The 18,429-nt window shown below is 74.6% G+C and carries 16 protein-coding genes, 1 rRNA gene and 1 pseudogene; 4 read left to right on the forward strand and 14 right to left on the reverse strand.

Annotated elements, in window-relative coordinates:
* Window positions 1-109: hypothetical protein (locus ACZ7LK_RS32440; RefSeq protein ID WP_392277838.1), on the reverse strand; the 109-nt coding region annotated here is incomplete at its 3' end.
* A gap of 498 nt (window positions 110-607) precedes the next feature.
* Between ACZ7LK_RS32440 and ACZ7LK_RS32445 the strand changes: the two genes are divergently transcribed.
* The gene (locus tag ACZ7LK_RS32445) at window positions 608-2,422 is read left to right on the forward strand and encodes a glycoside hydrolase family 15 protein (RefSeq protein WP_392277834.1); all 1,815 of its coding nucleotides are present in this window, start codon (window positions 608-610) and stop codon (window positions 2,420-2,422) included.
* Window positions 2,423-2,586: 164 nt separating this feature from the next.
* Window positions 2,587-4,221, forward strand: coding sequence for a PucR family transcriptional regulator (locus ACZ7LK_RS32450; RefSeq protein WP_469465201.1), 1,635 nt, complete (start codon window positions 2,587-2,589; stop codon window positions 4,219-4,221).
* 78 nt (window positions 4,222-4,299) lie between these two features.
* Here the strand turns inward: ACZ7LK_RS32450 and ACZ7LK_RS32455 are convergent, their stop codons facing one another.
* The 6 genes from ACZ7LK_RS32455 to ACZ7LK_RS32480 all read right to left on the reverse strand — a co-directional run bounded on the left by ACZ7LK_RS32455 (window position 4,300) and on the right by ACZ7LK_RS32480 (window position 10,405).
* Entirely contained in the window at window positions 4,300-5,412 is a 1,113-nt protein-coding gene (locus ACZ7LK_RS32455; protein WP_392277832.1) for a glycosyltransferase family 4 protein, read from the reverse strand.
* A gap of 90 nt (window positions 5,413-5,502) precedes the next feature.
* Window positions 5,503-6,240 carry a hypothetical protein gene (locus ACZ7LK_RS32460; RefSeq protein ID WP_392277831.1) on the reverse strand — a complete coding sequence of 246 codons (738 nt, stop codon included), beginning with the start codon at window positions 6,238-6,240 and terminating at the stop codon, window positions 5,503-5,505.
* A gap of 302 nt (window positions 6,241-6,542) precedes the next feature.
* Window positions 6,543-8,261: a DNA repair protein RecN gene (gene recN, locus ACZ7LK_RS32465; protein ID WP_392277837.1), complete on the reverse strand. Its 1,719-nt coding sequence runs from the start codon at window positions 8,259-8,261 to the stop codon at window positions 6,543-6,545.
* A 137-nt stretch (window positions 8,262-8,398) separates the two neighbouring features.
* Window positions 8,399-9,325: an NAD kinase gene (locus ACZ7LK_RS32470; protein WP_469465199.1), complete on the reverse strand. Its 927-nt coding sequence runs from the start codon at window positions 9,323-9,325 to the stop codon at window positions 8,399-8,401.
* On the reverse strand, window positions 9,322-10,137 hold the full coding sequence (locus tag ACZ7LK_RS32475) for a TlyA family RNA methyltransferase (RefSeq protein WP_392277829.1): 816 nt from the start codon (window positions 10,135-10,137) through the stop codon (window positions 9,322-9,324). Before ACZ7LK_RS32475 ends, ACZ7LK_RS32470 begins: the two co-directional genes overlap by 4 nt.
* 7 nt (window positions 10,138-10,144) lie before the next feature.
* On the reverse strand, window positions 10,145-10,405 hold the full coding sequence (locus ACZ7LK_RS32480) for a hypothetical protein (RefSeq protein ID WP_471144667.1): 261 nt from the start codon (window positions 10,403-10,405) through the stop codon (window positions 10,145-10,147).
* Between the two features lie 54 nt (window positions 10,406-10,459).
* Between ACZ7LK_RS32480 and ACZ7LK_RS32485 the strand changes: the two genes are divergently transcribed.
* Window positions 10,460-10,807 (forward strand): sterol-binding protein, encoded by a 348-nt coding sequence (locus ACZ7LK_RS32485; RefSeq protein ID WP_469465197.1) that lies wholly within the window; start codon window positions 10,460-10,462, stop codon window positions 10,805-10,807.
* On the opposite strand, the gene ACZ7LK_RS32490 is transcribed toward ACZ7LK_RS32485, so the two are convergent.
* The 4 genes from ACZ7LK_RS32490 to ACZ7LK_RS32505 form a co-directional block, all read right to left on the reverse strand.
* Window positions 10,796-11,656: an ABC transporter ATP-binding protein gene (locus tag ACZ7LK_RS32490; RefSeq protein WP_392277827.1), complete on the reverse strand. Its 861-nt coding sequence runs from the start codon at window positions 11,654-11,656 to the stop codon at window positions 10,796-10,798. The genes ACZ7LK_RS32485 and ACZ7LK_RS32490 overlap by 12 nt on opposite strands.
* The gene (locus ACZ7LK_RS32495) at window positions 11,653-12,696 is read right to left on the reverse strand and encodes a FecCD family ABC transporter permease (protein ID WP_392277826.1); all 1,044 of its coding nucleotides are present in this window, start codon (window positions 12,694-12,696) and stop codon (window positions 11,653-11,655) included. The genes ACZ7LK_RS32490 and ACZ7LK_RS32495 overlap by 4 nt, the downstream gene beginning before the upstream one ends.
* Entirely contained in the window at window positions 12,693-13,748 is a 1,056-nt protein-coding gene (locus ACZ7LK_RS32500; RefSeq protein ID WP_392277825.1) for a FecCD family ABC transporter permease, read from the reverse strand. Before ACZ7LK_RS32500 ends, ACZ7LK_RS32495 begins: the two co-directional genes overlap by 4 nt.
* Before the next feature lie 61 nt (window positions 13,749-13,809).
* Window positions 13,810-14,841: an HAD-IIA family hydrolase gene (locus ACZ7LK_RS32505; protein WP_471144666.1), complete on the reverse strand. Its 1,032-nt coding sequence runs from the start codon at window positions 14,839-14,841 to the stop codon at window positions 13,810-13,812.
* A gap of 75 nt (window positions 14,842-14,916) precedes the next feature.
* Here ACZ7LK_RS32505 and ACZ7LK_RS32510 point away from each other — a divergent pair, with 75 nt between their 5' ends.
* The gene (locus ACZ7LK_RS32510) at window positions 14,917-16,197 is read left to right on the forward strand and encodes a DUF1015 domain-containing protein (protein WP_392277823.1); all 1,281 of its coding nucleotides are present in this window, start codon (window positions 14,917-14,919) and stop codon (window positions 16,195-16,197) included.
* Between the two features lie 57 nt (window positions 16,198-16,254).
* Here ACZ7LK_RS32510 and ACZ7LK_RS32515 read toward each other — a convergent pair whose 3' ends face one another.
* The 3 genes and pseudogenes from ACZ7LK_RS32515 to rrf all read right to left on the reverse strand — a co-directional run.
* Entirely contained in the window at window positions 16,255-17,019 is a 765-nt protein-coding gene (locus ACZ7LK_RS32515; protein ID WP_469465202.1) for a tetratricopeptide repeat protein, read from the reverse strand.
* A 297-nt stretch (window positions 17,020-17,316) separates the two neighbouring features.
* Window positions 17,317-18,075: pseudogene (locus ACZ7LK_RS32520) on the reverse strand (tetratricopeptide repeat protein); the annotation flags it as partial.
* A 263-nt stretch (window positions 18,076-18,338) separates the two neighbouring features.
* Window positions 18,339-18,429: ribosomal RNA gene (gene rrf, locus ACZ7LK_RS32525) — 5S ribosomal RNA — on the reverse strand; the annotation flags it as partial.

Consider the following 18,429-nt stretch of genomic DNA (forward strand, 5'->3'; position numbering starts at 1 on the left):
GCGCCTTCAGGAGCGCACCCAGGCTGGAGGCCGTCAGGCCCTTCCCGAGGGAGGACGCGACACCCCCGGTGACGAAGATGTGCTTGGTCGTCGTGGATGTGGGCGGCATGGCCAAGAGGGGGCTCCCGTGGTCGCGTTCTGGAGGTGCGTTCCGGCGTCCGGTCCGGAGGGTTCCGGGGGTGCCGTCGCTGCGGTTCGGGGGCCGCCGATTCGAGGTGCGGCGCCCACCGGTCCACGGGCTACCAGGGTATCAGCGACGCGGGACGGCCGCTTCCGGCCGCGCGCGGACCCGGCGCCGGCCGGTCCGCCGGGAGCCCCTTGCGCAACGCGCGGCACACGGCCGAACACGTACCGCATCGCGGCACGCCGGGGGGTTTCGCCCCACCGGTCACCGGTCACTCGTTCTGCTCAACAGCTCTACCAGGACGATCACACAGAGGGCCGGAGCGCGTCGTATCCTGCTCGGACATCCGCTGCCGAGCCCACCCCCCACAACGGCACCACCCCCGCCCGTCACCGGGAACTCGTGCTCGTCGGCGATCCTTGACCCAAGACCCCAGTAAGCGCCCCACGGGGGCGAACGTTGCCGTTCGACTGGAGATTGCACGTGGCCGGGCGCATCGAGGACTACGCACTCATCGGAGACATGCAGACCGCCGCCCTGGTCTGCCGGGACGGCACGGCCGACTGGCTGTGCCTGCCCCGCTTCGATTCGCACGCCGTCTTCGCAGGACTCCTCGGTACCGAGGAGCACGGTTTCTGGCGGATCGGGCCGGCGCACGCCGACGACACCGAACCGCCCGCCGCCGACCGGCGCCGCTACGTCGGTGACTCGCTGATCCTCGAATCCGAGTGGGACACGCTGCGCAACAACGTGCACGGCACGGTGCGCGTGACCGATTTCATGCCACCGCGTGACGGCGCGCCGCAGCTCGTGCGGATCGTGGAAGGCGTCAAGGGCCGGGTGCGGATGCGCTCGGCGCTGCGGATGCGCTTCTCCTACGGGCGTGTGGTGCCCTGGGTGCACCAGGTCGACGGCCGGACGGTGGCCGTCGCCGGCCCCGACTCCATCTGGCTCGACACCGACGTGGAGACCCACGGCGAGGACCTCACCACGTACTCGGACTTCACCATCAAGGAGGGTGACCGGGTCGCCTTCACCATCAGCTGGCAGCCTTCGCACCGCGCGCAGCCGCCGCTGGCGGACCCGATGGGCGCGCTGGAGGCCACGTCCGACTTCTGGCGCGAGTGGGTCGACCACTGCACCTACCGGGGCCCGTACCGGGAGGCCGTGGTCCGCTCCCTGATCACGCTGAAGGCGCTGACGTACGCCCCCACGGGCGGCATCGTCGCCGCGCCCACCACCTCCCTGCCGGAGGACATCGGCGGCGTACGGAACTGGGACTACCGCTACACCTGGCTGCGGGACGCGGCGATCACGCTCTCCTCGCTGCTGCGCACCGGCTACCGCGAGGAGGCGCGCGCCTGGCGCGAGTGGCTGCTGCGCGCGGTCGCGGGCGACCCGGAGAACCTCCAGATCATGTACGGCATCGCGGGCGAGCGGGAGCTCGGCGAGGCGGAGCTGGACTGGCTGCCCGGGTACGAGAACTCCGCCCCCGTGCGGGTCGGCAACGGCGCCGCCAACCAGCTCCAGCTCGACGTGTACGGCGAGGTCACCGAGGCCCTGCACCTGGCGCACATGACGGGCCTGTCCCGCAACGACTACGCCTCGCTGCTCCAGCTGAAGCTGATCCGGTACCTGGAGGACCACTGGGACCAGCCGGACGAGGGCATCTGGGAGGTGCGCGGCCCGCGCCGCCACTTCGTGCACTCCAAGGTGATGGCCTGGGTCGCGGTGGACCGCACGATCAAGCTGATCGAGTCCGGGGACGCGGACGGTCCGCTGGACAAGTGGACCGAGCTGCGCGACACCATCCACCGGGACGTGTGCGAGAAGGGGTACGACCCGGAGCGCAACACCTTCACGCAGTCGTACGGCTCCAAGGAGCTGGACGCCTCACTGCTGCTGATCCCGCAGGTGGGTTTCCTGCCGCCGGACGACAAGCGGGTCATCGGCACCATCGAGGCGATCCAGCGGGAGCTGTCGACGGAGGACGGCTTCATCCTCCGCTACCCGACCGAGGGCGCGGACGAGGGCGTCGACGGCCTGCCCGGTGACGAAGGCGCGTTCCTGGCCTGCTCGTTCTGGATGGCGGACGACCTGGCGATGATCGGCCGGGTCGACGAGGCGCGGAAGCTCTTCGAGAAGCTGCTGGCCCTGCGGAACGACCTGGGGCTGCTCGCGGAGGAGTGGGACCCCCGGTTGCAGCGCCAGGTCGGGAACTTCCCGCAGGCGTTCAGCCACGTGCCGCTGATCGACACGGCGCTGCGGCTGACCGCCTCGGGCGCGTACGGCGGCTGACGCTCCGGCCGCCCGGGGAACGCCCGCCTCCGGCGTGACGTACGCCACACGCGACGGGCGGTCCCGCAAATGGCGCGCGAGGACGACGAGTTGTCGCCCGTCGCCGGGTGTCGTCCTCGTCCGGTGATGTCCTGCGAACACGGACCCGGGTACCGTCCGGCCGTATGAACGAGCAGGGCGGAATCACCGTGCAGCGGGCGCTGGAGCTGCCCGGTCTGCGCGGCGGGCTCCCGGAAGTGGTCGCCGGCGCGGACCGGCTGCACCGGACGGTGCGCTGGGTGCACGCCGGCGAGGTGCCGAACATCGCGTCGCTGCTCAAGGGCGGCGAGCTGCTGCTGACCACCGGGCTGGGCCTCGGTACGCGGCCGGCCGAGCAGCGGGCGTTCGTACGGCGGCTCGCGGAGCGCGGGATCGCCGCGCTGGTGGTGGAGCTGGGGCCGCGCTTCTCCCGGCTGCCCGCGACGATCGTGGAGACGGCGCGGGCGGCCGGGCTGCCGCTGGTCCAGCTCCACCGGGAGGTCCCCTTCGTCTCGGTGACCGAGGAGGTCCACACCGAGATCGTCAACGGGCACTACGCGCTGCTGCGGCAGGCCGAGGACGTGCACCGGCGGTGCACGGAGGCGCTGCTGGGCGGGGGCGGGGTGCCACAGGTGCTGGGCATCCTCTCCGGCTTCGCGGCCAACCCGGTGTTCCTGGAGACCGCGGACGGCCAGTTGCTGTACGCCTCGGGCGGCGGTGACGACGGGCCGGACCCGCTCCAGGTGTGGGAGGGGCTGCGCGGCCAGCGGGAGGCCCGGGAGGCGGGGCCGCCGACCGGGGCCGTGCTGGTGGACGTGCCGGGCGGCGGTCCGGGCGCGGGGGCGGTCCGGGCCCGTCTCGTCCTGCTGGCCGTGTCCGGGCCGCTGCTGCCCGTGCACCGGATGGCGGCGGAGCGGGCGGCGGGCATCCTCGCGGTGGTGTTGATGCAGGCGCGCCAGGAGGAGGAGCTGGCCGCGCGGGGGCGGGGCGACTTCCTCACCGACCTGGCGGAGGGCCGCGTCTCGGCGGAGGACGCCCCCGCGCAGGCCCGGGTGCTGGGCTTCAAGCCCGGCGACGGCCCGCTGCTCCCGGTGGTCATGCGGCTCGCCGCCGACGGGATGCCGTCCGGCGACTGGTCACTGCTGGCCCGCGCGGTGCTGGAGGAGCTGTCGGCCGTCGGCGTTCCCGTCCTGCTGGGCGTGCGGCCCGTGGAGGGCCGGGTGCCGCTGCTGCTGGGGCTGCGCGGCGAGTCGGAGCGCACGGCCGTCGCCGACCGGGTGGCCGCCGCGCTGCGGGCGGGCCTGGCGCGGGCGGGGCTGGCCCGGCCGTCGGGCGGTCATCCGCCGGTCGTCGTGGTGGGCGTCGCGGGCGGCTGGGCGGCGGCGTCGGCGGGGCTGCGGCACGCGGCGGAGACGGCGACCGCCGCCCAGGGCCTGCCCGACCGGCCCTGGTACGACGCCCGGCGCCTGGACATCGACCTGCTGCTGTGGCGGCTGGGCCGGCACGGCGGGGGGTCCGCCCTGGCGGCGTTCGTGGACCGGGCGATCGGCCCGCTGCGCGAGCACGACCGGACGTCACGCCCGCCCCTGCTGCCGACGCTGGAGACGTACCTGGCGCACGCGGGCCGCAAGGCGGAGACGGCGCGTGAACTCCACCTCAACCGCCAGACGCTCTACAACCGGCTGGCCCGCATCGGCGACCTGCTGGGCACGGACCTGGACGACCCGCAGACGGTACTCGCCCTCTCCCTGGCCCTCCGCGCCCGCCGCCACACGCCCTGACCCGTCCGGGGCGACGGGCGCAGGGTGCGGGGGTGCGAGGTGCGGGCTCCCGCCCCGGACGGTCGCGGTGCCGGACGGTCAGCGGCCCCGGGGGCGCGGGCCCCCGAACCGGGAGCCCCCGCACAGTTCGTCGTAGACGCTCAGCACCTGGGCGATGGTGTCGTCCTCCGTGGGCCAGGTCGCCGCCTGCGCCCGCCCCGCCGACGCCAGCGCCGCCCGCCCGGCCGGGTCGGCGAGCAGGGCGGTCACGGCGGCGGCGAGCGCGCCCGCGTCCCCGTACGGCACGAGCACGGCCGCGTCGCCCACCAGCTCCGGCACCCCGCCGACCGCCGTCGCCACCAGCGGTACGCCGAGCCGCAGCGCCTCCTGGGCGAGCGGGGCCCGGGCCTCCCAGCGGCTCGGGAGCACGACCACGTCCGCGGCCGCGAGCAGCGACGTCACGTCGGCCCGCCGCCCGAGCAGCCGTACCGGAAGCCCCTCGGCGTCGATCCGCCGCTGCAACTCCGCGCGCCGGCGCCCCTCCCCCGCCACCGCGACCAGCGGCACCGGGTCGTGCCGGAGCCACAGCCCGGACGCGTCCAGCAGCGTGCCGTACCCGCGGTGCCGCTCCAGGGCGCCGACGGCCACCAGCAACGGCCGGTCCATGGCGCCGAGTTCCGCCCGCGCCTTCCCCGCCTGCGCCTCCGGCACGCCCGTGCGCGGGGGCGGAGTCGAGACGGGCCCGAGCCGGGCGTCCCGGGCGCCCCGCCGCCGCGCGCGGTCGACGAGTTCGGACGACGTACCCAGCACAACGGCCGCCGTCCGTACGGTCCTCCGCTCCATGAGCCGGACCAACCGGCCGCGGGCCCCGTCGGCGTGCGTGCGCGTGTGCCAGGTCACGACCAGCGGGACGCCCAGCGAACCGAGCGCCAGCCCGGCCCGCGCCGAGGCGTGCAGTCCATGGGCGTGCACCACGTCGGCACGCGCGCATGCCGCGCGCAGCGCCCCGATGGCGACCGGGTCACCACGGCGCGGCACGGGCACGAAGCGCGCCCCGGTGCTCAGGAAGTCGTAGGCGTGGTCCAGTTCGGCGGGGGCGCACACGGTCACCCGCACGCCCCTCGCCACGAGCCCGGCCGCCAGGGACCTGACGTGAGCGCTGCTGCCCGCGCTGCCGCCGCCCAGCACCTGGACCGTATGCAGCTGTGTCACGCGCCCAAGGATGCCAGTCCGTACGCACGTTCCGGGACCGTCGGGGCGAATCGGCCGTGTCGCGGCGCGTAAACCGTCATGCGTGATCACTCACGCGGGTGATCCCGCGAGGCGGCTGACGGTGTTCCCGTACGCCGCCGCCAGCAGCGCCCCGGCCGCGTGGACCACCAGTCCCGGCCGCCCGCTGCCGGCGGCGATCGCCGTGCCGAGCGCGGCGCCCAGCGCGTGGGCGCCCGCGTCCCCGAGCATCGTGCGCTCACCGAGGTCGTCGGCGAGGACGGCTGCCGCGGCACCGGCCGGAGCGGCGGCGAGCGGCCCGCGCGGCAGGCCCGGCACGCCGAGCGCGAGCACGGTGAGGGCCGCCCGGCCGGGCCGTACGTCCACCAGGTTCACCGCGTGCGCGGTGCCGGCGATGACGACGCCCGCGAGGACCCTGTCGAGGGGCCGCTCCTTGAGCAGCGCGCCCGCGACGAGCCCGGCGGCGCCGATCCCGAAGAGTTTGACGGCCCCGCTGGTGACCTCGCCCTCCCGCAGGGCGCCCAGGTGCGCCCGGAAGCCCCGCCGGTGGTCGCCCTTGACGTCGTCGTACGCCCCGCACGCCCCGGCCGCGAGCCCGGCCAGCACGGCGGCACCGGCCGCCCGGGGCCCCGCGCCGAGAGCGCCCAGCGCGGCGCCGGCGGCCACCGCGGGCCCGGCGTACAGGTCGACGGTGCGCCCCGCGTAGTTGGTCCGCTCCCACCGCGCGTCACGCCGTCGGCGCCGCAGCCCGGCGTACACGGCACGGGTGCCGGCAGCGGCGATCCCGAAGCCACCCACAGTCCTGATCACCCCGCCACCCTACGCAGCCCCCACCTGCCCGCCCCGTTGTGGGCAGTCGTTCCGCCGGGGCTCTGCCCACCCCCTCGCGCCCACGCCGCCCCGTTGTGGGCAGTCGTTCCGCCGGGCGATGGGGGTCTCCCCTGCTCGAGCGAAGCCGAGAGCTTGGGGGAGGGTGGGCACAACGGAACCGGGCGGCGCCCTTTCCCGTTCCCCCCGGGGCGGTGCGCTTCACCGGTACGCCCAGGCACGGGCGCGACGGTCACCGCCGGTGGGTGGAGGGGCGGGGCCCCTCACCGCCCCAACCGGGGCGGTCAGGCGTCCGCCCGCGCCGTCGCCAGCAGCTCCTCCGCATGCGCCCGCGCCGTCTCCGAGTCCTCCTGGCCCGCGAGCATCCGCGACAGCTCCCGCACCCGGTCCTCGCCCTCCAGAACGGTGACGCCGGACCGGGTCACGGACCCGTCGTTGGTCTTCTCGACCAGCAGTTGCCGGTCCGCGAAGGCCGCGACCTGCGGGAGGTGCGTGACGACGACGACCTGCGCCGACTTGGCGAGCTTCGCCAGCCGCCGCCCGATCTCCACCGCCGCCTTGCCGCCGACGCCCGCGTCGACCTCGTCGAAGAGGTACGTCGGCACCGGGTCCGTACCCGCGAAGACGACCTCGACGGCGAGCATCACGCGCGACAGCTCGCCGCCCGATGCGCCCTTGGCGATCGGCCGGGGCGGCGCGCCCGGGTGGGGGGCGAGGAGCAGTTCGACCTCGTCGGCTCCGGCCGGCCCGTAGGCCACGGTCCGCCCGCCGACCTCCACCCCCTCGGGGTCGTCGGTCTGCCGGATGTCGAAGGACACCCGCGCGTGCGGCATGGCCAGCGACGCCAGCTCGGCGGTGACGGCGTCCGCGAACCGGGCCGCCGCCTCCGTCCTCGCGTCGGTCAGGGCCTGCGCCAGCCCGGACAGCTCGGCGCGCAGGGCGTCCCGCTCGGCGGCCAGCTCGCCGATCCGGTCGTCGTCGCCGTCCAGTTCGGTGAGCCGGGCGGCGCCCTCCTCCGCCCAGGCCAGGACGGCGGCGATGTCGGAGCCGTACTTGCGGGTGAGCCCGGTCAGCGCGGCGCGCCGTTCCTCGACGGCCGCGAGGCGCCGGGGGTCGGCGTCCAGGTCGTCGGCGTACCCGGCGAGTTCGGTGGCCACGTCCGCGAGGAGGATCGAGATCTCGCCCATCCGGTCGGCGAGCGCGGCGAGCGCCGGGTCGTGCGCCCGGACGGCCTCCAGGGCCCGCTGGGCGCCCGCGACGAGGGTGGTGGCGTCCAGGACCTCGGGGTCCTCGGGGTTGCCCGCCAGCGCCCCGTGGGCCAGCGCTGCGGCGGACGCGAGGGCCTCGGCGTGGCCGAGGCGCTCGGCCTCGGCGGCCAGTTCCGCGTCCTCGCCCGCGCGCGGCTCGACCGCCTCGATCTCGGCGAGGCCGAAGCGCAGCAGGTCGGCCTCCTGCGCCCGCTCCCGGGCGCGCGTGGTCAGCTCGTCGAGCTGGGCGGTGACGGCCCGCAGCCGCCGGTAGGCGTCGCCGTACTTGGCCAGCGGTACGGCGACGGCGTCGCCCGCGTACCGGTCGAGCGCACCGCGCTGCCGGGCGGGCTTGAGCAGGCCCTGCTGGTCGGTCTGGCCGTGGACGGCGACGAGCTCGTCGGCCAGCTCGGCCAGCACGCCGACGGGAACGGAGCGTCCGCCCAGGTGGGCCCGGGAGCGGCCCTCCGCCGACACGGTGCGGCTGATGAGCAGCGCGCCGTCGTCCAGCTCGGCGCCCGCCTCCTCGGCCCGTACCGCCGCGGCGGCGCCCGGCGGCACGCTGATCCGGCCCTCGACGACGGCGTTCGGCGAACCGATCCTGACCAGGGCGGGGTCGGCGCGCCCGCCGAGCAGCAGTCCGAGGCTGGTCACCACCATGGTCTTGCCCGCGCCGGTCTCACCGGTCACCGCGGTGAAACCGGGTGACAGCTCGACCACCGCGTCGTCGATGACCCCGAGCGACCGTATCCGCATCTCCTCCAACACGGGGAAGACCTTACGAGGTCGTGGGGCCCCTGTGCGACGGCCCCCGCCCCGCGTCGCCGAAGCCGCAGGTCGCCGGGCGGAACCGGCGGGTCCGTGTCACCCGCGGGAGTGGGCCCCGCGGCCCGTCAGCGCGGGGCGCCCCGCCAGCCGGACACCGGGAGGGCGAACTTGGCCACCAGCCGGTCGGTGAACGACGCGTGGTGCAGCCGGGCCAGCCGGACCGGTACCGCCCCGCGGCGGACCTCCACCCGGGCGCCGGCGGGCAGCTCGACGGTGCGCCGCCCGTCGCACCACAGCACCCCGTCCGGGGTGTGCGGCTCGACCTCCACCGCCAGCACCGAGTCCGGAGTGGTCACCAGCGGCTTGGCGAACAGGGCGTGGGCCCCGATCGGCACCATGAGCAGCGCCTCCACCTCGGGCCAGATCACCGGGCCGCCGGCCGAGAAGGCGTACGCGGTGGATCCGGTCGGGGTGGCGCAGATCACCCCGTCGCAGCCGAAGCCGGTCACGGGCCGGCCGTCGATCGCGAGGACGACCTCCAGCATGCGCTCGGCCGAGACCTTCTGGACGGCGGCCTCGTTGAGCGCCCAGTCGCTGTGCAGCACGTCGCCGTTGTTGTGCACGGTGACGTCCAGGGTCATGCGCTCCTCGACCTCGTACGCCCGGGTCACGACCCGGTCGACGACCTTGTCGAGGTCGTCGCGCTCGGCCTCGGCGAGGAAGCCGACCCGTCCCAGGTTCACGCCGAGCATCGGCACGCCCGAGGCACGGGCGAACTCCGCCCCGCGCAGCAGCGTCCCGTCGCCGCCGAGCACGATGAGCAGCTCGCAGCCGTCCAGGACGTCGGGCGACGCCTCCGGCACGGTCTCGACCGTCGGCGGCAGTGGCAGGTCGGCCGCCTCGGCGGCCAGGACGCGCACCCCGAGGCCGCTGCGCAGCAGGCCGAGCACGACGAGCTCGGCGCTGCGGACCGCCGCCGGGCGGCCGGTGTGCGCGAGCAGGAAGACGGTGCGGGGTGCAGCAGTCGTCGGATGCGCTGTCGATGATGTCAACGGGGTCCCTCCGCCACGGCGCGTTCCACGTCAGCCGGATCCAGCGCGGGCGCGCCGGCCCGCAGCCACAGAAAGTACTCGACGTTGCCCGAGGGGCCGGGGAGCGGACTGGCGGTGACGCCCAGGACGCCCAGGCCGAGTTGGCCGGCCTGCCGTGCCACGCCCCGTACCGCGTCGGCGCGCAGCTCCGGGCTGCGGACGACACCGCCGCTGCCGAGGCGCTCCTTGCCGACCTCGAACTGGGGCTTCACCATCAGCACCAGGTCGGCGTCGGGCGCGGAGACGCCCGCCAGGGCGGGCAGTACCAGTCCCAGCGGGATGAACGACAGGTCGCCCACCACCAGATCCACCGGCTCTCCGTCGATCGCGTCCAGTGTCAGCTCACGTACGTTCGTACGGTCCTTGACGGTCACGCGTTCATCGCTCTGCAACGACCAGGCGAGCTGCCCGTACCCGACGTCGACGGCGACGACGTGCGCCGCCCCGGCGCGCAGCAGCACGTCGGTGAACCCGCCCGTGGAGGCGCCCGCGTCCAGTGCGCGCCGGCCCTCGACCCTCAGCCCGCGCGGGACGAAGGCGGCGAGGGCGCCGGCCAGCTTGTGGCCGCCGCGCGAGACGTAGTCGGGGTCGGCGTCGTCCTGCGCGACCACGATGGCCGCGGCGGTCTCGACCTGGGTGGCGGGCTTGGTGGCGGTGTTGCCGCCGACGGTCACCCGCCCCGCCGCGATCAGCTGGCTCGCGTGCTCGCGCGAGCGGGCGAGCTTCCGGCGCACCAGCTCGGCGTCGAGACGGCGGCGTGCAACTCCTGCCACGTTCGGTTCAGCTCCTGTGGTCGTACGGGGGTGAAGGCTGGGGGCGCGCGTCGAGCGCGGCCAGCGCCTCCCGCAGCCCCCGGTGTACATCCTCGTACACCTCCAGGTGCCCGTCGGCGGGGAGGTGGTCGGCGTCGGCCAGCCGCTCCAGGCCGGCGTCGATCCGCGGGTGCCCGGTGGGCACGCGCTCGACGCCGAGGGGCGCGGGTGCGGCCGGTTCGCGGGTCTCCGGCGGCGCCTCCTCGACGGCCGCCGGGGGCTCGGGCATCACGTCGCTCATGCCCCGACGCTACCGCGAAGCGCTGGGGTACGGTCGGTGCCGATGGCCACGATCGAGGAGTGCCGCAGCGCACTCGACAGACTTTCCGACAACCTCACCCGCGCCGACGGCTCGGTGCGCGGCGCCGCCGCGCTCGACCGCTCGCTGACCTGCCACGTGACGGACCTGGACGTCACCTTCACCGGCCGCCTCTCCGGCGGCCGGATCCTGGTGCTGGACCAGGTGGCCGGGGCGCCGCCGGAGCGGGCCGGGATACGGCTGGCGATGACCGGCGACGACCTGGTGGCGCTGGTGGACGGCGAGCTGGACTTCGCGAAGGCCTGGGCCTCCGGCCGGGTCAGGCTGGAGGCCGGGTTCCGCGACCTGCTGCGCCTGCGGTCACTGCTGTAGGGCGGCGGCCACCCGGGCCTTGCGCGCGGCGGGGATCACCAGCGGCGTGCCCGTCTCGGGGTCGTCGATGACCTGGCAGCGCAGCCCGAAGACGCGTTCCACCAGCTCCGCGGTGACCACCTCGGACGGCGGGCCCTCCGCGACGACCTCCCCGCCCCGTACGGCGATGAGGTGAGTGGCGTACCGGGCGGCGTGGTTGAGGTCGTGCAGGACGGCGACCAGGGTGCGGCCCTGCGTCTCGTGCAGTTCCGCGCACAGGTCGAGCACGTCGATCTGGTGCTGGATGTCCAGGTACGTCGTCGGTTCGTCGAGCAGCAGCAGCGGCGTCTGCTGGGCGAGCGCCATCGCGATCCACACGCGCTGGCGCTGCCCGCCCGACAGTTCGTCGACGTACCGGTCGGCCAGCTCGCCCACGCCCGTGGCGTCCATCGACTCGGTGACGATCCGCTCGTCCTCCGGCGACCACTGGCGCAGCAGCCCCTGGTGGGGGTAGCGGCCACGGGCGACCAGGTCCGCGACGGTGATGCCGTCCGGGGCGATGGACGACTGCGGCAGCAGGCCCAGGGTCCTGGCGACCTTCTTGGCGGGCATCGAGTGGATGGTCTGCCCGTCCAGCAGCACCCGCCCCTCGGTGGGCTTCAGCATCCGGGACAGGGCCCGCAGCAGGGTCGACTTGCCGCACGCGTTGGGGCCGACGATCACCGTGAAGGAGTTGTCGGGTATCTCGACGGACAGGTCGCGGGCGATGATCCGCTGCTCGTAGGCGAGGGTGACCGCCTCCGCGCTCAGGCGCTGCTGCATGGACGTACTCCTGGCGTTCTTCCGGTGGTTCAGGGGGGCGGGGCTCATATCCGGCCCGCCTTGCGTTCCGTCACGAGCAGCCACAGCAGGTACCCGCCGCCGACGACCCCGGTGACCACGCCGACGGGCAGCTCCCGCTCGCCGAACGCGTTGGTGGCGGTCCAGTCGGCGACGAGCAGCAGTGCGGCGCCCATCAGCGCGGAGGCGGCGAGGTTGGGGCCGGGCGAGCGGGTGAGCCGGCGGGCGAGCTGGGGGGCGCTCAGCGACACGAAGGTGATCGGCCCGGCGGCGGCCGTGGCGACGGACACCAGCAGCACCGCGGCCCCCATCAGCACCAGGCGGGTGCGCTCGACCCGCACGCCGAGCGCGTACGCGGCGTCGTCGCCCATCTCCAGCATCCGCAGCGGCCGCCCGTACGCCAGGACCAGCGGTACGAGGACCGCGCACACGCCGAGCAGCGGCCAGAACTGGGCCCAGTCCCGGCCGTCGAGCGTGCCGGTCATCCAGAGCACGGCCCGGGTGGCGTCGATCAGGTTCGCCTTGGTGATCAGGTAGTGGATGACGGCGGTCAGCATGGCGGCCGCGCCGATGCCGACGAGCACCAGCCGGAAGCCGTGCACACCGCGCTTCCAGGCGAGCAGGTAGATCAGGGCGCCCGTCACCACACCGCCCACGACGGCGCCGGCGGCGACGGCCGTGGCGCTGCCCCCGAAGAGCACGATGACGGTGAGCGCGCCGACGGCCGCGCCCTGCCCGAAGCCGATGATGTCGGGGCTGCCCAGCGGGTTGCGGGAGACGGACTGGAAGACCGCGCCGCCCAGGCCGAGCGACGCGCCGACGAGGACGGCCACCAGCACGCGCGGCAGCCGCAGGTCCTGGACGATGAACTCCTGCGCCATGGTGCCGTCGCCGAGCAGGGTGGCGACGACGTCGCCGGGCGCGATGGGGAAGTCGCCGCTGCCGATCAGGACGACGCCGGCCGCCACGGTGACGAGGGCGAGCAGCAGGACGGCGGCCGCCGCACGCGGCTGGTAGCGGACGGACAGGCCCCCGGGGGTGCGGAGGGCCTTCGCGGTACGGGTGCTCACAGCTGGGCCATCCTCTTGCGGCGTACGAGGTGGATGAAGACGGGTCCGCCGACGAGCGCGGTCACGATGCCGACCTGCAACTCGGAGGGCCGCACCATGACCCGCCCCAGCACGTCGGAGCCCAGCAGCAGCACGGGCGAGACCACCGCCGCGTACGGCAGGATCCACCGCATGTCGGGGCCGGTCACGGCACGGACCATGTACGGCACCATCAGGCCGACGAAGACGATGGGTCCGCACGCGGCGGTCGCGGCGCCGCACAGCAGCGTCACCGCCACCATGCCGAGCACGCGCGTCCGGTTGAGGTGGGCGCCCAGCGCCCGGGCGGTGTCGTCGCCCATCTCCATGGCGTTCAGCGGCCGGGCGATCAGCAGCGCGAGGACGACGCCCACCAGGACGAACGGGGCCACGCTGCGGATCGTCGCCATGTCGGCGTTGGCCAGCGAGCCGACGGTCCAGAAGCGCAACCGGTCCAGAGCGGCCGAGTCCAGCAGCTGCACCGCGTTGACGTACCCGTACAGCGCCGCGGTCGCCGCGGTCCCCGCCAGCGCCAGCCGCACGGGCGTGGCGGCGCGGCTGCCGCCGAGGACGTACACGACGACCGAGACGACGGCGGCGCCCAGGAAGGCGAACCACACGTACCCGGTCAGGGAGGTGACGCCCAGGAAGCTGATGGCGGTGACGACGGCGGCCGCGGCCCCCGCGTTCACTCCCAGCAGGCCCGGTTCGGCGAGCGGGTTGCGGGTGAGGGCCTGCATGACCGCGCCCGACAGTCCGAGTGCGACACCGACGATCACTCCCAGCAGGGTCCGGGGCACCCGGAGGTCCTGGATCAGGACGTCGTTGCCCGTACCGGAGTACCGGAACAGGCCGTGCCACACATCGTCCAGCGGAACCGGCTTGGCCCCCACCATGATGCTCGCGACACAGACCAGCAGCAGGACACCGACGGCGACGAGCAGCCCGGCCGCGCGCACCGAACGGCGGCGCCCACGGGGCTGGGCTGCGGCGGAGGGACCCGCGCTCTGTTTGGGAGGACTGTCGACCAACACCCGGTTAGGTTAGCCTACCTTTGCCTGGTGACCAGGGGTGGGCCGCCCGCCCGTCAGCGCCTCACCATCCCAGCCTGGCCAGCGCCTTCCCCGCGTCCAGGGTGCACGCGCCGTCGCCCGCCGCGGTCCACGCCGCCGCGCAGAGCGCCCGCAGCCCGTCCAGCGCCTCCCCGTCCCCGTCCAGGGCCAGGGCGTCCCCCCGGACCGACGCCGTCCACCCGCCGCACCCGAACCCGTCGGCCGCCGTCCCGCTGACCTCCGGCTGCCCGGTGAGCAGGCCCCGAAGATCGGCGTCCACGTACGTCGGCCGGTGCTCCGGCACCGCGGCCAGAAGCCGCGCCGCGTCCGTCACCCCGGTCAGGACGAGCAGCGAGTCCACGCCTCCGTTGAACGCCCCCTCGATGTCGGTGTCCAGCCGGTCGCCCACCACCAACGGCCGCTCCGCACCCGTCCGCAGGATGGTCTCGCGGTGCATGGGCGGCAGCGGCTTCCCCGCCACCTGCGGCTCGGCTCCGGTGGCGATCCGCACGACCTCCACCGCCGCCCCGTTCCCCGGCGCGATCCCCCGCCCGCTCGGGATGGTCAGGTCGGTGTTGGACGCGAACCACGGCACGCCCCGCGCCACCGCGTACGAGGCCTCGGCGAACCGCCCCCAGGGCAGCTCCGGCCCCCCGTACCCCTGCACCACGGCCGCCGGGTCGTCGTCCGCCGACTCCACCGGCTCCAGCCCGCGCTCGCGCAGCGCCACCCGCAGGCCCTCACCACCGATCACCAGCACCCGCGAACCGCCGGGCAACTGCTCGGAGACCAGCCGCGCCACCGCCTGCGCCGAGGTGATCACGTCGGACGCACCGGCCGGCACGCCCAGCTCGGTCAGGTGCTCGGCGACGGCGTCCGGCGTCCGCAGCGCGTTGTTGGTGACGTACGCGAGGTGCATCCCGCCGTCCCGGGCCGTCCCCAGCGCCTCCACGGCGTGCCGGATCGCTTTGCCGCCCGCGTACACCACACCGTCCAGGTCCAGCAGCGCCGTGTCGTACGCCTCGCTGAGCGCGCGCGCACTCCCGCTCGGCCGGTTCCTGCCCCGCTGCCCCATGTCCTGAACCTCTCGCTCCGAAAGCCAACTGCCCCCGATCATCGCGCATACCCGCAATCCACATACGATGCAGGGATGGACACCACAGGTTCTGCGGCCAACGGCGGTCTGCACCTGACACCTTTCCGTGGGCTGCGCTATGTCCCCGAACGGGTCGGGAGCCTTGCCGCGGTGACCTCTCCCCCGTACGACGTGGTCGTACGGCCCGACGGTGTGCACCATCTCCAGTCGGCCGACCCGCACAACATCGTCCGGCTGATCCTGCCGCAAGCGGCCACCAGCGAGGCCCGCCACCGCCAGGCCGCCGACACCCTGCGGGCCTGGGTCTCCGACGGCGTCCTCGCGGCGGACGCCGAACCCGCGCTCTACGTGTACGAGCAGCGCAAGGGCGACCTCCTCCAGCGCGGCCTCATCGGCGCCCTGGAGCTGACCACCCCCGACGAGGGCGTGGTCCTGCCCCACGAGGACGTCATACCCCACGTCGTCGCGGACCGCGCCGCCCTGATGCGCACCACCGCCGCCAACCTGGACCCGCTGCTCCTGACCTACCGCGGCAACGGCACCGCCACCGGAGCGACCGCCGTCATCGAGCGCACGGTGCTGCGGGCGCCCCTGCTGGCGACGACCACCGAGGACGGCATCAGCCACCGCCTCTGGTCCGTCACCGATCCGGCCGCGCTGGCGGAGGTCGCCGCCGACCTCGGCCGCCACCAGGCGCTCATCGCCGACGGCCACCACCGCTGGGCCACCTACCTGCGCCTTCGCGACGAACACCCCGCGCCCGGCCCCTGGAACTACGGCCTGGTCCTCCTGATCGACACCGGCCGCTACCCGCTCCAGGTCCGCGCCATCCACCGGCTGCTCAACCATCTGCCGGTCGCCGACGCCCTCACCGCCCTCGGTGACGCCTTCCGCGTCCGCACCCTCGACGGCCCCCTCCCCGCCGCCCTGGGCGCCCTCGCCTCCGCCGTCCAGGAGGGCAACGCCTTCCTGCTCGCCGGCGACGGCCGCTTCCACCTGGTCGACCGCCCCTCCCCGGAGATCATCGCCCGTACGGTCCGGGCGGACCGCCCCGAGGCCTGGCGCACGCTCGACGCGACGGTGCTGCACGCCACGCTCATCGACCACGTCTGGCACGTACCGGACACCCCCGAGGGCATCACCTACATCCATGACGCGCAGGCTGCCGTCGCCCAGGCCGAACGCCGGGGCGGCACCGCCGTCCTGATGCACCCGGTCCGCGAGGACGTGGTGCGCGACCTGGCCCGCCAGGGCGTCACCATGCCGCGCAAGTCGACCTCCTTCGGCCCGAAGCCGGCCACCGGCCTGGTGCTCCGCAGCCTCGACGTCGACTGACCGCGGACATGCGAAAGGGGCGGCACCCGCACGGGATGCCGCCCCTCGTCACATCGGTCAGCCGCGCGACTCGTCGTCCGACACGGCGGCGTCCGCCTCCTCGTCGTGCTCCGGCTCGTCGTGCTCCGGCTCGTCGTGCTCCTCCGCGGCGGCATCGACGAACTCGACCCCGTCCAGCTCGGCCAGCCGGTCCGACGCGTCGGTCGAACCGTCCTTGTCGGCCTCCAGCGCCTTGGCGAACCACTCCCGCGCCTCGTCCTCGCGCCCCGCCTCCAGCAGCGCGTCGGCGTACGCGTACCGCAGACGGGCCGTCCACGGCTGGACGCTGTTCGACGCCAGCTCCGGGCTCTGGAGGGTCACGATGGCGGCGTCGAGCTGCCCCATGTCCCTGCGCGCCCCGGCGGCGACGAGCCGCATCTCGACCTGGCCGGCCTTGTCGAGCTTCTGCACCTCGGGCTCACCGGCCATCGCCATCGCCCGCTCGGGCCGGCCAAGACCGCGCTCGCAGTCGGCCATCACGGGCCACAGCTCCACGCTGCCCGTCATACGCCGGGCCGCCCGGAACTCGGCCAGCGCCTCGGCGTACTTCTGGGTCGCGTACGCGGCGAAGCCGGCGGCCTCCCGCACGGCCGCCACACGCGAGGCCAGCCGCAGCGCGATGCGCGAGTACGCGTACGCCTTCTCGGGCTCCTCGTCGATGAGCTGGGCGACCATCACCAGGTTCCTGGCGACATCCTCGGCCAGCGTCTTGGGCAGGCTCATCAGCTCCTGCCGCACGTCCTTGTCGATCTCGTCACCGGTGACCTCCGGCGGGATCGGCAGCCGCTTGATGGGCTCCCGGTCCCGGTCACGCCGGTCCCGGTCGTCACGACGGAAGCCGCCGCGGTCGTCCCGACGGTCGTCACGGCCCCGGTAGCCACCGCGGTCGCGGTCGTCCCGGCGGGGCCCGCGCGGCCGGTCGTCACGCCGGTCGTCCCGACGGAACCCGCCCCGGTCGTCACGGCGGTCATCGCGACGGTCGTCACGGCGGGGCGCCCGCTCATCGCGGGGGAACGCACCCCGGTCGTCACGGCGGTCGTCGCGGGGCCGGTAACCGCCCCGGTCGTCGCGCGGGAAGCCACCACGGTCGTCGCGGCGGTCGTCACGGCGGAAACCGCCACGGTCGTCACGGCCACGGTCATCACGACGGGGCCCACGGTCATCCCGGTTGAACGCCGGACGCTCATCACGACGCTCGTCACGCCGGAAACCACCACGGTCGTCGCGGCCACGATCATCACGACGAGGCCCACGGTCATCCCGGTTGAACGCCGGACGCTCATCACGACGCTCATCGCGCCGGAAACCACCACGGTCGTCGCGGCCACGATCATCACGACGAGGCCCACGGTCATCCCGGTTGAACGCCGGACGCTCATCACGACGCTCGTCACGCCGGAAACCACCACGGTCGTCGCCCCGGTCATCACGCCGGAACGCGGGCCGGTCGTCGCGGCGGAAACCGCCGCCACCGCCACGGTTGTCGTCCCGGCGGAAGCCGCCACGGTCGTCACGGTTGTCATCGCGGCGGAAGCCGCCACGGTCGTCACGGTTGTCATCGCGGCGGAAACCGCCGCGGTCGTCACGGCCACGGTCGTCACGCCGGAATCCGCCGCCGGCGCCGCCGGTCCCGGGGCGGCCGCCCCGGTCGTCGCGCCGGAAGCCGCCACCGCTGCCGCCACCTCGGTTGTCGTCACGACGGGGGCCACCACGGTCGTCCCGGCGGAACGCCGGCCTGTCGTCACGACGCTCGTCACGACGGAATCCGCCGCCGGCACCACCGGCCGGGGGACGCCCGCCCCGGTCGTCGCGGCGGTCGTCACGGCGGTCGTCACGGCGGAAACCGCCGCCACCGCCGCCACGGTTGTCGTCACGGCGCGGGCCACGGAAACCGCCCCGCTCACCACCGTCCCTGCGACGCGGCTCGCGCTCCGGACGATCGTCGGAGGAGTTGGTGGACATGGGTAAAGCTCCTGTCTTCGGGTACCGCAGTCATTCTCGCGCAGTCGGTCCTCCGACGCGCTTCGAGAAAAGATCAAGCAAAAACAAAAAGGACCCTTGGTCCCAGCATGCACGCTGGGACCAAGGGTCCTTCAAAGATTGTTCGGCGGCGTCCTACTCTCCCACAGGGTCCCCCCTGCAGTACCATCGGCGCTGAAAGGCTTAGCTTCCGGGTTCGGAATGTAACCGGGC

The organism is Streptomyces sp. NPDC039423 (assembly GCF_055598725.1).

What these genes read in the sequence shown, in the direction of transcription:
- ACZ7LK_RS32490 (WP_392277827.1), bottom strand. Translation starts at nt 11,656, where the DNA reads ATGAGCCCCGCCCCCCTGAACCACCGGAAGAACGCCAGGAGTACGTCC.
- recN (WP_392277837.1), bottom strand. Translation starts at nt 8,261, where the DNA reads ATGCGGATACGGTCGCTCGGGGTCATCGACGACGCGGTGGTCGAGCTG.
- ACZ7LK_RS32510 (WP_392277823.1), top strand. Translation starts at nt 14,917, where the DNA reads ATGGACACCACAGGTTCTGCGGCCAACGGCGGTCTGCACCTGACACCT.
- ACZ7LK_RS32480 (WP_471144667.1), bottom strand. Translation starts at nt 10,405, where the DNA reads ATGCCCGAGCCCCCGGCGGCCGTCGAGGAGGCGCCGCCGGAGACCCGC.
- ACZ7LK_RS32450 (WP_469465201.1), top strand. Translation starts at nt 2,587, where the DNA reads ATGAACGAGCAGGGCGGAATCACCGTGCAGCGGGCGCTGGAGCTGCCC.
- ACZ7LK_RS32505 (WP_471144666.1), bottom strand. Translation starts at nt 14,841, where the DNA reads ATGGGGCAGCGGGGCAGGAACCGGCCGAGCGGGAGTGCGCGCGCGCTC.
- ACZ7LK_RS32485 (WP_469465197.1), top strand. Translation starts at nt 10,460, where the DNA reads ATGGCCACGATCGAGGAGTGCCGCAGCGCACTCGACAGACTTTCCGAC.